The sequence below is a fragment of the Streptomyces lincolnensis genome (assembly GCF_001685355.1).
In the GTDB taxonomy this organism is placed as follows: domain Bacteria; phylum Actinomycetota; class Actinomycetes; order Streptomycetales; family Streptomycetaceae; genus Streptomyces; species Streptomyces lincolnensis.
On sequence record NZ_CP016438.1, the window covers coordinates 1506264 to 1520096 of the forward strand.

The window sequence follows — 13833 nt, forward strand, 5'->3', positions numbered from 1 at the left end:
GCACAGCGAGGAGCGCAGTCATGTCGACGTATCTGTTGGTTCACGGCGCCTGGCACAGCGGGCAGTGCTGGGAGAGGGTGGTCCCGTTGCTGGCCTCGGCCGGACACCGGGTGGTCGCGCCGTCGTTGACCGGCTACGGGGACAAGGCGCATCTGCTCGGCCGCGACGTCGGACTCGACACGCACGCCGACGACATCGTCGATCTGATCGACGCGGAGGACCTCACCGAGGTGATCCTCGTGGGACACAGCTACGCCGGGCTGGTCATCTCCGCCACGGCCAACCGTGTCCCGGACCGGATCGCGCACCTGGTCCACCTCGACGCGATGGTCCCCGAGGACGGCGAGAGCGCGGCCGATGTCATGCCCGTGACGCAGGACCTGATCGACCTCGCCGAGAGGTCCGAGAGCGGCTGGCGGGTTCCGCCGCTCCCCGAACTGCCGCCGCCCTCGGGCCTGTTCGGCGTCACCGACCCGGCGGACATCGCGTGGCTGCGCTCGATGCTGTCGGACCATCCGGTGCGCTGCCTCCGGCAACCGGTACGGCTGGGCAACCCGGCGGTGCGCACGATCCCCCGGACGCACATCCACTGTGTCCTCGGCAGGCCCGACGGCTTCGCCCGGCGCCCCGTGCCCGCGCTCCAGCCCAACGGCGCCCCGGCGCAGGTGTGGGAACTGCCGACCGGCCACGACTGCATGATCACCATGCCGGCCGAGCTCACCGAACTCCTGCTCAGGCTCGGGTAGGGAGGCGCGGGCGGTGACCGGTCCGGGCGTCGGTCACCCTCGGGCCGGGGCGGCTTTCCACTGTCGCAGCAGGGCGTTGACCGCCTGGCGGCCGGCGCGGTTGGAGCCGACGGTGGACTGGGACGGGCCGAACCCGACCAGGTGCACGCGGGGTTCGCCGGTCACCTGGGTGCCGCGCAAAGTGATCCCGCCGAGTTCGTTGCGCAGCCGCAGGGGGTCCAGGTGCGCCAGGGCGGCCTTGAAGCCCGTGGCCCACAGGATGACGTCGACCGGCGTGAAGGAGCCGTCCGCCTCGCGGACGCCGTCGGGCTCGACGGCGGTGAACATGGGGCGCCGCCGGAGTGCCCCGCGCTCCTTCGCCGCCAACGCGTACGGTGTCCAGGCCAGTTCGGTGTACGAGACGACGCTGCCGGTGGGCCTGCCCGCCTCGACGTCGGCGGTGACCTTGGCGATGATCTGGCGGCCCTCGACCTCGGGCGCGAACCCGCCCTCCCGGAAGACGGGTTCGCGCCGCGTGTACCAGTACGTGGTGGCCACCCGGGAGATCTCCTCCAGTTGCTGGAGAGCCGAGATGCCGCCACCGACGACGGCGACCCCGAGACCCGCGAACCGGTCGGCGGAGACGTAGTCGCGGGTGTGCAGTTGGAGGCCGGTGAAGGTCTCCTGCCCGGGGTAGTGGGGGCGCACGGGGTTGGTCCAGGTGCCGGTGGCGTTGATGACGGCCCGGGTGGTCCAGGTCCCCGCGCTGGATTCCACCGTCAGCTCTCCGTCCGGCCGGGCGTCCACAGGCCGTACGACACTGACGGTCACCGGTCTCAGGATCGGCAGGTCGGTCGCCTGCTCGAAGGCGGCGAAGTAACGCGGCACCGCCGTACGGCTGGGCTCGTCGGGGTCGACGGGCGGCTGCGGGAAGTCGGGCAGGTCGAAGATGCCGTTCACGGTGCTCATCCGCAGCGACTCCCAGCGATGCCGCCACGCCCCGCCGGCGGCCGGTTCGGCGTCGAGCACCACGAAGGTCCGGTCGCCGTCCGGGTTGGTCAGAGCGCTGGTGAAGCCGCGCCGCTTGAGGTGGTGACCGGCCGAGAGCCCCGACTGCCCGCCGCCGATGACCACCACCGTCGCGCGCCCACCCGCTCGCTCGGGTTCGGCCCGTCCGTGTGCCGGGGCGAGGGTGTCAGCGTGCATCGGCCCCTCCTTGAGGGCATGCGCCGCCGGCGGTGGCGAGCAGCGTGAGGTCGGGCCCGGACGCGACGGCCCGGTGGAGGTCAGGGGGGGGCAGGGGCCGGTGGAGTCATCGCCAGGTCGAGGTCATGGCCAAGCGGAGGTCATCGCCGCCGTCACTGGCCGCAAGGGCCCGAGTGGTCGCAGTACGGCTGGAGTCGGCTGCGCGAGCAGCCGCACAGCACGGCCCGGGTCTCGGTACGCCGGCCCTCGTCCGTCTCCAGAGCCAGATCGCCCCGTATGATCAGCTGCCCCGCGGGCGTCGGGGTGATCCGGGTGGGCCGCTCCGGGCCTTCCGCTTCGCCTTCGGCCAGTTCGTACTGAAGCGCCCCCGTCGGACAACGGCGTACGACGTCCGCCAGCCGGTCCGCCGGAGCGCCGTCCGGCTGGATCCACGGACGCCTGCTCGTGTCGAAGACCTCGGGCAGGCCCCTGACGCACTCCGTGGCGTGCAGGCAGCGCCTGGCCTCGAAGCTCACGGTGATGTCCTGGGCCGTGTAGGCCTTCTTGTGTGCCGTGCCGCTCATGTCCGACCTCTCTCGCCGCCCGCGCGACCGCTCAGTCGGCGACCTTGCTCCGGGCCTGGTACAGCAGGTCGGCGTACTCGGGGTGCCGTGCGATCCACCCCGCGTAGAAGGGGCAGGTGGCCAGCACTCGAAGCCCGGCGGCGCGCGCCTCGTCGAGCGAGGTCCGGGCCAGCGCGGAGCCGATGCCCTGCCCCTCGTACTCCGGTGCCACCTCCGTGTGCACGAACGCGATCAGCTCCGCCGTCCGGATGTACTGCGCGAATCCCGCGACTTCACCCTGTCCGCCGACCCGGGCCTCGTACCGGCGCTCCTCGGGCACGTCGACGACCTTGACTGTCACCTGTTCTCCTTGAAGCCGGCGGATGCGACGGGACGCCGGCCCGACTCACTCGCAAGTCTGCCTGACGCATCAACTAAATTAGCCAGCCGATGTTGACCTGTCAACTATCGGAGAAGGTGAGGGATGCGGCGCCGACGGGGGCTCAGTCTCCGGACGCCCGTCCAAGGTGCGGCACCTGGGGTGACGTCGCGGCCGCGGCCTCCGCCTTGGCGTCGCTCACCGCCTCGGCGGCCTGCCTCTCGGCCTCGTCGGCGGCCGCGGCGGCGTCGAGGGCGACCGTCGAGCCCGCGGCGAGCTCCGGAGTCCGGCCTTCGTCCGACGTGGCGTCGGTGGCGGTCGCCTTCTCGGGTTGCGCGGGTTGGGGAGGGCCGGCCGTCGACTGGTCACCGAACGCGGTGGTGACGGTCCGGATCGCCTCGGTCAGCTCACCCGGGATCACCCAGAACGTGTTGTTGTCGCTGTTCGCCAAGTGCGGGAGCGTCTCAAGGTACTTGTAGGCCAGGATCTTCGCGTCGGCGTTGTTGCGATGGACGGCCTGGAAGACCAGCTCCACGGCCTTCGCCTCGCCGTCCGCCCGCAGGATCATGGCCTGCTGCGTGCCCTGTGCCTCCAGGATGTCCTTCTGCCTCGTTCCCTCCGCGGTGAGGATCTTGGCCTGCCGCTCGCCCTCGGCGTGCAGGATGGCCGCGCGCTTGTCCCGCTCGGCCCGCATCTGCTTCTCCATCGCCTCCTTGATGCTGTGCGGTGGATCGATGGCCTTGATCTCGACGCGGTTGACCCGGATGCCCCACTTGCCGGTGGCGTCGTCGAGGACGGCACGGAGCCGGGAGTTGATCTCCTCACGCGAGGTGAGCGTCTCCTCCAGGTCCATGCTGCCGATGACGTTCCGCAGCGTGGTCACGGTCAGCTGGTCGATCGCGTGGAGGTAGTCGGCGACCTCGTAGGCCGCCGCCCGCGGGTCCGTGATCTGGTAGTAGAGCACCGTGTCGATGTTCACCACGAGGTTGTCCTCGGTGATCACCGGCCTGGGGTCCGACGAGTAGACCTGCTCGCGCACGTCGAGCTTGGTGTTGATGCGGTCCGCCACCGGCAGGACCAGGTTCAGGCCGGGTTGCAGCGTCCGGCGATACCGGCCGAACCGCTCGATGTTGTAGCGGCGCGCCTGCGGGACGATCCGCACAGTGGAGGCCACGAGGAAGACGACGACCAGGGCCGCCACGAGAAGGGGGATGACAACTGGATCCACAGTGCCTCCGTTGCTGTGCGTTCAGCCGTTCACGGAAGGAGCTCGCGGGGGTAGACGATGGCCGTGGCGCCTTCGATCTCCATGACGTCCACCAGCGCTCCCACCGGGATCACCAGTGTCTCGTCAAGTGCACGGGCGGACCACTCCTCACCGGAGAGCTTGATCAGGCCGCGGGTCGCGGTGACCTCCTGCATGACCTCCGCCCGCTTGCCGATCAGCGCATCGGTGCCGTCGCGCGTGAGGGGCTGCTGCGCCATGCTCCGCAGCGCGACAGGACGGACGAGGAGAAGTCCCGCGGCCGACGCCACCGCGAGGGCCACCACCTGGCCCAGGACGCCGATGCCCACACCGGCGACGACGGCGGCCACCAACGCGGCACCCGCCAGCAGTCCGAAGACCAAGGTCAGGGTGAAGAACTCGGCGACACCCAGCGCTGCGGCGGCGAGCAGCCATGCGAACCACGCCATCGAACCGCCCTCCTCGAGGGGCCTGCCCCACCAAGCTACCTCCCGGAACGCCGGGCAGACAGAGACGGGCACGGTCGACTACGGGGAGGTGAAGCCTCCGCTGGGCGGTCCCCACCGCACAGTCGACGGTCCCCCCTCTTGCGCAGTACGGGGCAGGGGTCCCATTATCAGGAATCCTGTTAGTTCAACCTTGCAACGATAGGTGCCCGCGCCATGCCGTTCAGTCCCGGAATCAAGGCCAGAGCCGTCCAACTGCTGCTCGGCCGCGTGATGAGCCGCGTCCATGCGGACCTGCGCTTCACCGACATCCCGAAGCGCACCGAGGCACTTCGGGTGGAGACCGGCGCCGGACCGGTGGCCTGCACCGTCTACCGCCCGCCCGCGGCCACCGAAGCGCCCGCTCCCGTGTACATCAACTTCCACGGCGGCGGTTTCGTGGTCGGCCGCCCCGAGCAGGACGACCACATCTGCCGCTACATCGCGGCCACGGCCGGCTGCGTGGTCATCAACGTCGACTACGCCGTCTCCCCGCAGCGGCGGTACCCCGCAGCCGTCACCCAGGCCTACGACGTCACCGCGTGGGTCGCGGCGAACGGCCCCGCGAACGGCTGGGACGGTGCACGACTCGCCGTGGGCGGACACAGCGCCGGAGCCAACCTGACGGCCGCGGTCTGCCGTACGGCCCGCGACCGCGGCGCCTTCACGCCCCGCCTCCAGATCATCGACTCGGCACCGCTCGACCAGCAGGCCGACCCGGCCACCAAGCGGTCCCTCATCGCCAAGCCGCTGCTCACCCCGCAACTGATGCGGATCTTCACCGCGGCCTACGTCCCGGACCCCGCCGACCGCGCCCATCCGCTCGTCTCCCCCGGCCTGGCCGACGACCTCGCCGGACTCCCTCCGGCCCTGGTCATCACCGCGGAGAACGACCGCCTGCGCGACGAGGGCGACGCCTACGCCAAGGCCCTGGAAGCCGCCGGCGTTCCGGTCACCCACCGCGTCTTCGAGGGCGTCGACCACTACTTCACCCACACCGGCCCGGTACCGGAGGGAAAGGAGGCCATCGACCTGATGGCCACCACCCTGCGCACGGCACTCGGCGACTGACATCGCCCGCCCGGGCCGGCGCGAGGAGACGCGGCGGCCCCCTCCGGGACGAGCTTGCTCAGCCCAGGAAGCTCAGGCGCACCTTGCGGTCGGGGTTGTCCCTGTTCGTGTCGACCAGACACACCGACTGCCACGTCCCCAACTCCAGTCGCCCGCCCACCACGGGCAGCGTCGCGTGGGGCGGGACGATTGCCGGGAGGACGTGGTCGCGGCCGTGGCCCGGGCTGCCGTGGCGGTGCTGCCAGCGGTCGTCGGCGGGGAGGAGGGTGTGGAGGGCGGCGAGGAGGTCGTCGTCGCTGCCGGCGCCGGTCTCCAGGATCGCGATGCCGGCGGTGGCGTGCGGGACGAAGACGTTCAGCAGGCCGTCCCGGCCGGCGGCGGCCTCCCGCAGGAAGGACTCGCAGTCGCCGGTGAGGTCGACGACCCGCTCCGTGGAGCCGGTGGCCACGTTCAGGACTCGGGTGGTGAAGGCGTCTGACATGCCTTCCATCCTGACCCACGGCTCCCTGTTCAGCCACGAACCCCCGGCCGCGTCCCGCCACGAGGGGTCCACTTAGCGAGACGCCCGTTGACCATGGCCACGCCACATGGCTACGTTCAGCCGTATGTTGCGTTCAGCCCTGCTCACCACGCGCGGTCACATCGACCTGCTGCGGGTGGCTTCCGCCGCGTGTCGCCGCGGCTGCTGACGCCTCGCGTCTCACGCGTCCTTCGCGCTTCTCGCGTCTCTCGCGTCCGAACAGCTTCTCCTCCAGCGCTCTTCAGCGTCTGATCCGCGCCGAGCACGCGTCCGTCCGTCTCATCCCCGACCGTCCCTGACGATCCGTCCGAAGGTCCGGTCCGTTCCTGAGGTCTGACGGCGCGCGCCCACGCGCGTCTCCCCCGCCGGCCGCTCTCCCCGTGGAGCACCCATGAGCATCAGCCATGCCCCACCCAGCTCTCACGAGCCCGATATTTCAGATATATCGGGCCCCGAACTCGCCAAGGGCGAGACGTCCGACCGGACCTCCCTCGCCCTCGAACCCCTCGTCCCCGCCTCTTCCCACCGCACCCGCGTCCCCCGCTGGCTGCGCCGCACCACCGGCCCCCTCCTGCTGCTGGCGTTGTGGCAACTGCTCAGCAGCACGGGCGTGTTGACCCCGGACGTGCTCGCCTCGCCGGGGCGGATCGCCGAGGTCGGGCGGGAACTCGTCGCCGACGGTTCGCTGCCCGGCGCCATGGCCACCTCGCTGCGCCGCGTGGCGGGCGGGCTGCTGCTCGGCACCGTCATAGGAACCGGACTCGCCCTGCTGTCGGGGCTGTTCCGGGTCGGCGAGGACATCGTGGACGCTCCCGTGCAGATGCTGCGGACCGTGCCCTTCGTGGGACTCATTCCGCTGTTCATCATCTGGTTCGGGATCGGCGAGGCACCCAAGGTCGCCATCATCACGCTCGGCGTGACCTTCCCGCTCTACCTCAATGTCTACGCCGGGATCCGCGGCGTGGACGCCCAGCTGATCGAGGCCGGGGAGTCCCTCGGGCTCTCGCGGTGGGGACTCGTGCGGCATGTGATCCTGCCGGGTGCGCTGCCCGGAGCCATGACCGGCCTGCGCTACTCGCTCGGCATCGCATGGCTCGCGCTCGTGTTCGCCGAGCAGGTCAACGCGGACTCCGGCATCGGCTTCCTCATGGTGCAGGCACGGGACTTCCTGCGCACCGACGTGATCGTGGTCTGCCTGATCGTCTACGCCTTCCTCGGCCTGCTGGCCGACTTCATCGTCCGCTCCCTCGAAAGGCTGCTGCTGCAATGGCGACCGACGTTCACCGGCCGGTGACCACCACCTCGGCCGTACGGGTCGAGGGGCTGACCCGGGCCTTCGACGGCCGTGCCGTCATCGACGACCTCCGACTCGACGTCCGCCAGGGTGAGTTCGTCGCCCTGCTGGGCCGCAGCGGCTGCGGGAAGTCCACGCTGCTGCGCATCCTCGCCGGTCTCGACCGGGACATCGAGGGCACCGTCCTTGTCCCGCGCCGCAAGGCGGTGGCCTTCCAGGCGCCCCGGCTGATGCCGTGGAAGAAGGTCTGGCGCAACGTCCTGCTGGGCCTGCCCGGCAAGCCCGAACGCGCCCTCGCCGACAGGGCCCTGGAGGAGGTCGCTCTCGGTCACCGTTCGGACGCCTGGCCCAAGACCCTCTCCGGGGGTGAGGCCCAACGCGCCTCGCTGGCCCGGGCGTTGGTCCGCGAGCCCGATCTGCTGCTGCTCGACGAGCCGTTCGGCGCGCTCGACGCCCTGACCCGGATCAACGCCCAGCGTCTGGTGGGCGAGTTGTGGCAGCGCCGTGGCTGCGCGGTCCTGCTCGTCACGCACGACGTCGAGGAGGCCGTCCTGCTCGCCGACCGCGTCCTGGTGATGGACGACGGAGTCATCGCGCACGAGCAGGAGATCGACCTCGACCGCCCGCGCCACATCGCCGACCCCCGGTTCGGCGAGCTGCGCGCCGCGCTCCTGGAACGGCTCGGTGTCGACACGGCCGCCGAAGCCGCCTGAATCCCCCCTCCCACTCACCTCGCTCGCCCACCTCTCACCCGCCTCGAAGACACCCCTCGTGCACAAGAACGGATCCGTCATGCGACGTCGTCTCGTCCCCGCCGCGCTGCTTCTCCCGCTCGCCCTGCTGCTGTCCGCCTGCGGAGGCAGCTCGTCGGCCTCGACCGGCGACGGCACCGACGGCTCGGGCTCCCTCACGCTCGACGTCGGTGACCAGAAGGGGGGTTCGGAGGCCATCCTGCGGGCCGCCGGAGAACTCGACCATCTCGACTACAAGATCAAGTGGTCCACCTTCACCTCCGGCCCGCCCCTGCTGGAGGCCGTCAACGCCAAGGCCGTCGACATCGGCGGGGTCGGCAACACCCCGCCGGTCTTCGCCGCGGGCGCCGGCTCGAAGATCACGGTGGTGGCCGCCTGGCACGGTACGTCCAAGGGCGACGCCATCCTCGTACCGAACGACTCGAAGCTGACCGGTACCGCGCAGCTCAAGGGCCGGTCCGTCGCCGTGGCCCAGGGGTCCTCCGCCCACTACCAGTTGGTCGCCTCGCTGGAGAAGGCCGGGCTGAGCCTTGGCGACGTGAAGGTCAAGTACCTCCAGCCGGCCGACGCGCTGGCCGCGTTCACCTCCGGGAAGGTCGACGCCTGGGCGGTGTGGGACCCGTACACCTCGCAGATCCTCAAGGGCGGGCAGGGCCGCGTGCTGACCACCGGCGACGGCATCACCAACGGGCTGACCTTCCAGGTGGCGGCGCCGAGTGCGCTCAAGGACGGGAAGAAGGCCGCGGCGATCAAGGACTACCTTGAGCGGCTGCGGCGGGCCTACACCTGGGTGGCCTCCCACCAGCAGGAGTGGGCGAAGGTCTGGGCGAAGGAGACCGGGCTGCCCGAGGACGTGGCGCTGGCCGCGGTCGAGCGCACGTACGCCGGCCGGGTTCCGGTGGCCGTCGACAAGCCGCTCATCGCCTCCGAACAGAAGATCGTCGACACCTTCGCCGAGCTGAAGCTCATCCCGAACAAGGTCGACTTCGGCGGCTTCACCGACACGCGGTTCAACGGCGGTCTGCCGCCGTCGACGACCGCGCCGCGTCCCTCGAAGGCGGGGTGACCTGGCCGTACACCGGGGAAGATGCCGGACCGCCGTACGGTTAGTAGAAATGTGAACAACACGCGTGAGGTCGAGGTCGTCGTCATAGGCGCCGGGCAGGCGGGTCTGTCCAGCGCCTATCACCTGCGCCGCACCGGTTTCGAGCCGGAGCGGGACTTCGTGGTGCTGGACCACTCCCCCGGACCGGGCGGCGCCTGGCAGTTCCGGTGGCCGTCCCTGACGTACGGCAAGGTCCACGGGATGCACTCGCTGCCCGGCATGGAACTCACGGACGCCGATCCGGCGCGGCCGTCCTCGCAGGTCGTCGCCGAGTACTTCACGGCGTACGAGAGCGCCTTCGGCCTTCGGGTACGGCGGCCCGTCGACGTGCGAGCCGTCCGGGACGGGGGCGAGGGCGGGCGGCTGCTCGTGGAGACCTCGGACGGCACCTGGTCGACACGGACGCTGATCAACGCGACCGGCACCTGGGACCGGCCGTTCTGGCCGCGCTACCCCGGCCAGGAGACCTTCCGGGGACGGCAGCTGCACACCGCGCGGTATCCGGGGCCCGAGGCCTTCGCCGGGCGGCGGGTGGTCGTCGTGGGCGGCGGCGCGTCCGGGACGCAGCACCTCATGGAGCTCGCGCCGTACGCGGCCGCCACCACGTGGGTGACCAGGCGCCCGCCGGTGTTCCGCGAGGGGCCCTTCACCGAGGACGTGGGCCGGGCGGCGGTCGCGCTCGTGGAGGAGCGGGTACGGCGGGGGCTGCCGCCGAGGAGTGTCGTCTCGGTGACCGGGCTGCCGCTCGACGACGCGGTGCGGCAGGCGATCGCGGACGGGGTCCTGGACCGGCAGCCCATGTTCGACCGGATCACGCCCGACGGCGTGCAGTGGCGGGACGGGCGGCGCGTCGAGGCGGACGTCATCCTGTGGGCGACCGGCTTCCGGCCCGCCGTCGACCATCTGGCGCCGCTGAAGCTGCGCGAGCCGGGCGGCGGGATCCGCGCCGAGGGCACCCGCGCGGTCGCCGACCCGCGGATCCATCTCGTCGGCTACGGCCCGTCGGCGAGCACCATCGGCGCCAACCGTGCGGGCCGCGCCGCCGTACGGGACATCAGGCGACTGTCGGCGGCAGAGCCTGCCCGCGCCGCGCAGCGGGCCGACACGGCTCGGCCGACCGTGTCGGTCGCCGCCTGACGTCCCCTCGGGTCAGCCCGCCTTCGCCGGACGCTGCTGGTTCCGGTTGAACTCGGCGACATTGCGCTGGTGTTCCGCGTAGTCGGCGGTGAAGCGGGTGTCGCCCGGTTTCACCGTGACGAAGTACAGCCAGTCGCCCGGTGTCGGGCTGATGGCGGCGCGCATCGCCTCCTCGCCCGGGTTGGAGATCGGGGTGGGCGGCAGGCCCATGCGCTGGTAGGAGTTGTACGGGCTGTCGATCCGGGTGTCGGCGGTCGTCGTCCTCAGCGTGGCACGGTTCAGCGCGTAGTTGAGGGTGGAGTCCATCTGGAGCGGCATGCCGCGCTCCAGACGGTTGAAGACGACCCGGGCCACCTTGCCCATGTCGGCCTTGGTGGCCGCTTCCGCCTGCACGATGCTGGCGATCGTGACCGCCTGATAGACGTTCATGGCGTTGCGCTGCGCGCCTGCGGCGATCGGGGCGCCGTTGAACTTCCGGTTCGCGGTGTCGACCATGAAGGACAGCAGTGACTCGGGTGTCGCCTTCTTCTCGTGCTGTTCGAGCGGATAGGTCGCCGGGAAGAGGTACCCCTCCGGGTTTCCCTCCGCGTCGTTCGGCAGCTTCAGGTTGGCCTTGCCCAGGGACTTTCTGGTGGAACCGGCGGGCAGGGCGAGGGCCTTGTCGACGGCCTCGTAGACCTGCCCGGCGCGCCAGCCCTCCGGGATCAGCAGCGTGGTGGGCTTCTTCTCGGCGTCGCTGTCCATGCTCAGCAGCGGCACCGCCACGGCGGTGCCGGCCACGACGGCCCCGGTCGCGATGAGGGCGAGACGGCCCCGGCGCGTCAGTCGAATCGTGCTCCGTGGCGGAGTGTTCGTGTACATGCGGGCACGGTAACCCGCATATCGTCACAAACCCGGCATATTTTCAGTTTGTCGGTTTCGGTTCAGCTGGTCGGTTCCAGATGAGGGACACGGCCGGTTCCCGTCGGTTCCAGTTGTGCGTCCCGACGGACGAGAGCCGTGTACCGGCCGTCCCGCTCCAGCAGTTCCTCGTGCGTACCCCGTTCGACCACGCGCCCCGAGTCGAGGACCACGATCTGGTCGGCGCCGCGGATGGTGGACAGGCGGTGCGCGATGGTGAGGGTGGTGCGGTGGGCGGAGAGCGCGTCGATCGCCTTCTGGACGGCGTGTTCGGTGCCGGTGTCCAGGGCGCTGGTCGCCTCGTCCAGGATGAGGACCGGCGGGTCTCGCAGAATGGTCCGGGCGATGGCCAGGCGCTGCTTCTCCCCGCCGGAGAAACGGTGCCCACGCTCGCCGACGACCGTGTCGTAGCCGTCGGGCAGCGACACGATGTGCTCGTGGATCTGAGCCGCCTTAGCCGCCTGGTGCAGTTCCTCCTCGGTCGCGTCCGGCTTCGCGAAGCGCAGGTTCTCGGCCACCGAGGCGTGGAAGAGGTACGTCTCCTGGGAGACGACGCCGACGGCCCGCGCGAGCGTGTCGAAGTCGAGGTCGCGCACGTCGACGCCGTCGAGGGTGACGCGGCCGCCGGTCACGTCGTAGAGCCGGGGCACGAGGTGGCCGAGGGTGGACTTGCCGGCGCCGGTCGGGCCGACGACCGCCAGGCTGCCGCCCGCGGGGACCGTGACGTCGATGCCGTCGAGGACGGCGCCCTGCCTGTCGTCGTCGGCGTCGTACCGGAACTCCACGTTCTCGAAGCGGACCTCACCCTTGACGCGGTCGAGGTGGACCGGGTTCTGCCGTTCCGTGATGTCGATGGGCAGGTCCAGGTACTCGAAGATGCGCTGGAAGAGCGCGAGCGAGGTCTGGATCTGGACACCGGTCGACAGCAGGCTCACGGCCGGGCGGAACAGGCCCTGCTGGAGCGAGACGAAGGCGACGATGGTGCCGATGGAGATGTCGGGGCCGCCCGTCTGGAGGGCGAGACCGGCGGTCCAGTAGATGACCGCGGGCATGGCGGACATGACGATCGAGATGACGGCCATGCGCCAGCGCCCGGCCATGTTCGAGCGCACTTCGAGGTCGACCAGCTGCTCGGACTCGTCGGCGAAGGACCGGGTGAGCGAGTCGGAGCGGCCCATGGTGCGGCCCAGCAGGATCCCGCTGACGGAGAGCGACTCGGTGACGGTCGCGGCCATCGCGGCCATCTGCTTCTGGCGCTGGGTGACGATCTTCTTGCGCTCGCTGCCGACCCGGCGGCTGATCCACACGAACACCGGCAGCAGGAGCAGCGAGACGACGGTCAGCCGCCAGTCGAGGGCGAGCATCGCGGCGACGGTGGCTATCACGCTGGTCAGGTTGGAGACCAGGGAGGTCGCGGTCGAGGTGACGGTGGCCTGCATACCGCCGATGTCGTTGGCGATACGGGACTGCACCTCGCCGGTCCGCGTGCGCGTGAAGAAGGCCAGGGACATGCGCTGGAGGCGGCCGTAGACCGCGGTGCGCAGGTCGTGCATGACGCGCTGGCCGACCGTCGTGGAGATGAGGGTCTGCAGGACGCCGAAGATGCTGGTGAGGACGGCGCTCAGGATCATGCCGAGCGCGAGCAGGCTCAGCAGTCCGGTGCGGCCCTGGGGGATGGCGACGTCCAGCGTTTCCTTCAGCAGGAACGGGGTCGCGACGGTGACCAGGGAGGAGGCGCCGACCAGCACGCCGACGACGGCGAGACGGGCCCGGTAGGGCTTGAACAGTCGGAGGATACGGCGCACCTGCCGGGGTTGCTCGGGCGAGGTGCCGGACGACGGGGTCCATTCGATGTGATCGCGGGGCATGGTCTCCTACGGAGGGTCGGGGAGGTGAGGACTGACGGAGCCTAGCTCATTGTTACCTATGCTCACAATGAATGTGATCCTGATATTGTTCCCACATGACCACCCCCGATTCCGACGGTCTGCTCCCCGAGCAGTTGCTGCGGCTGACCCGCCGCGTGCACCGCATCCAGAAGCGACAGCTGGAACAGCGCGGCCTCGGTGTCACCCCCGCGCAGTCCCGGCTGCTGCGCACCCTCGCCCACTACGACGCACCCCCTCGCATGGCCGACCTGGCCGAGCGCCTGGAGGTGGTACCCCGGGCCGTGACGACGCTGGTCGACGGGCTGGAGGCGAGCGGCAAGGTGCGGCGGGTGCCCGATCCGGCCAACCGCCGGGTGATCCGCATAGAGCTCACCGACGACGGGCTCAAGGCCCTGCGGGAGCTGCACGACGTACGACGGTCCGCGGCCGAGGAGATCCTGACCCCCCTGACGGACCAGCAGCGCGAGGTGCTCGGCGGGCTGCTGGACACGCTGGTGGACGGGATGCCGCCTCAGGGACGCGACTGCTGACGTGAAACGGACCGCGGCCGCCGCTCCGGGAGAAACGGAGCGGCGGCCGCGG

General features: G+C 70.7%; 16 protein-coding genes. 8 read left to right on the forward strand and 8 right to left on the reverse strand.

Translation table 11 applies throughout. The annotated features are described in order from the left end of the window. The first annotated feature begins 20 nt into the window (after positions 1-20). Complete coding sequence (locus SLINC_RS06680) at positions 21-746, forward strand: alpha/beta hydrolase (RefSeq protein WP_067427887.1); 726 nt, start codon at positions 21-23, stop codon at positions 744-746. A 33-nt stretch (positions 747-779) separates the two neighbouring features. Here SLINC_RS06680 and SLINC_RS06685 read toward each other — a convergent pair whose 3' ends face one another. The 5 genes from SLINC_RS06685 to SLINC_RS06705 form a co-directional block, all read right to left on the reverse strand. After that, positions 780-1931, reverse strand: a complete 1152-nt coding sequence (locus SLINC_RS06685) for an NAD(P)-binding domain-containing protein (RefSeq protein ID WP_067427889.1) — start codon at positions 1929-1931, stop codon at positions 780-782. 152 nt (positions 1932-2083) lie between these two features. Continuing rightward, positions 2084-2494 (reverse strand): (4Fe-4S)-binding protein, encoded by a 411-nt coding sequence (locus SLINC_RS06690; RefSeq protein ID WP_067427891.1) that lies wholly within the window; start codon positions 2492-2494, stop codon positions 2084-2086. 31 nt (positions 2495-2525) lie between these two features. Continuing rightward, positions 2526-2834 carry a GNAT family N-acetyltransferase gene (locus SLINC_RS06695; RefSeq protein ID WP_067427893.1) on the reverse strand — a complete coding sequence of 103 codons (309 nt, stop codon included), beginning with the start codon at positions 2832-2834 and terminating at the stop codon, positions 2526-2528. A 142-nt stretch (positions 2835-2976) separates the two neighbouring features. Further along, a complete protein-coding gene (locus tag SLINC_RS06700) occupies positions 2977-4080 on the reverse strand; it encodes an SPFH domain-containing protein (protein WP_067427895.1) in 1104 nt (367 codons plus the stop codon). Positions 4081-4109: 29 nt separating this feature from the next. After that, positions 4110-4547 (reverse strand): NfeD family protein, encoded by a 438-nt coding sequence (locus SLINC_RS06705; RefSeq protein ID WP_067427900.1) that lies wholly within the window; start codon positions 4545-4547, stop codon positions 4110-4112. Between the two features lie 213 nt (positions 4548-4760). Here SLINC_RS06705 and SLINC_RS06710 point away from each other — a divergent pair, with 213 nt between their 5' ends. Further along, entirely contained in the window at positions 4761-5654 is an 894-nt protein-coding gene (locus tag SLINC_RS06710) for an alpha/beta hydrolase (protein WP_067427902.1), read from the forward strand. Between the two features lie 58 nt (positions 5655-5712). Here SLINC_RS06710 and SLINC_RS06715 read toward each other — a convergent pair whose 3' ends face one another. After that, positions 5713-6135: a YjbQ family protein gene (locus tag SLINC_RS06715; protein WP_067427904.1), complete on the reverse strand. Its 423-nt coding sequence runs from the start codon at positions 6133-6135 to the stop codon at positions 5713-5715. 124 nt (positions 6136-6259) lie between these two features. Here SLINC_RS06715 and SLINC_RS50390 point away from each other — a divergent pair, with 124 nt between their 5' ends. From SLINC_RS50390 to SLINC_RS06735, 5 genes are all read left to right on the forward strand, one after another. Beyond that, on the forward strand, positions 6260-6343 hold the full coding sequence (locus tag SLINC_RS50390) for a putative leader peptide (protein WP_349817350.1): 84 nt from the start codon (positions 6260-6262) through the stop codon (positions 6341-6343). A gap of 222 nt (positions 6344-6565) precedes the next feature. Then, positions 6566-7468 carry an ABC transporter permease gene (locus SLINC_RS06720; protein WP_067427906.1) on the forward strand — a complete coding sequence of 301 codons (903 nt, stop codon included), beginning with the start codon at positions 6566-6568 and terminating at the stop codon, positions 7466-7468. Beyond that, entirely contained in the window at positions 7441-8181 is a 741-nt protein-coding gene (locus SLINC_RS06725) for an ABC transporter ATP-binding protein (protein ID WP_067427908.1), read from the forward strand. The genes SLINC_RS06720 and SLINC_RS06725 overlap by 28 nt, the downstream gene beginning before the upstream one ends. A gap of 79 nt (positions 8182-8260) precedes the next feature. After that, positions 8261-9286, forward strand: a complete 1026-nt coding sequence (locus tag SLINC_RS06730; RefSeq protein ID WP_067445110.1) for an ABC transporter substrate-binding protein — start codon at positions 8261-8263, stop codon at positions 9284-9286. 51 nt (positions 9287-9337) lie between these two features. Next, positions 9338-10462, forward strand: coding sequence for an NAD(P)-binding domain-containing protein (locus tag SLINC_RS06735; RefSeq protein ID WP_067427911.1), 1125 nt, complete (start codon positions 9338-9340; stop codon positions 10460-10462). Positions 10463-10474: 12 nt separating this feature from the next. On the opposite strand, the gene mltG is transcribed toward SLINC_RS06735, so the two are convergent. Both mltG and SLINC_RS06745 read right to left on the reverse strand, forming a co-directional pair. Further along, positions 10475-11323, reverse strand: a complete 849-nt coding sequence (gene mltG / locus SLINC_RS06740) for an endolytic transglycosylase MltG (protein ID WP_067427913.1) — start codon at positions 11321-11323, stop codon at positions 10475-10477. 62 nt (positions 11324-11385) lie between these two features. Beyond that, positions 11386-13230: an ABC transporter ATP-binding protein gene (locus tag SLINC_RS06745; protein WP_067427915.1), complete on the reverse strand. Its 1845-nt coding sequence runs from the start codon at positions 13228-13230 to the stop codon at positions 11386-11388. Between the two features lie 95 nt (positions 13231-13325). Here SLINC_RS06745 and SLINC_RS06750 point away from each other — a divergent pair, with 95 nt between their 5' ends. Continuing rightward, positions 13326-13781 (forward strand): MarR family winged helix-turn-helix transcriptional regulator, encoded by a 456-nt coding sequence (locus SLINC_RS06750; RefSeq protein ID WP_067427916.1) that lies wholly within the window; start codon positions 13326-13328, stop codon positions 13779-13781. Positions 13782-13833: the final 52 nt, after the last annotated feature.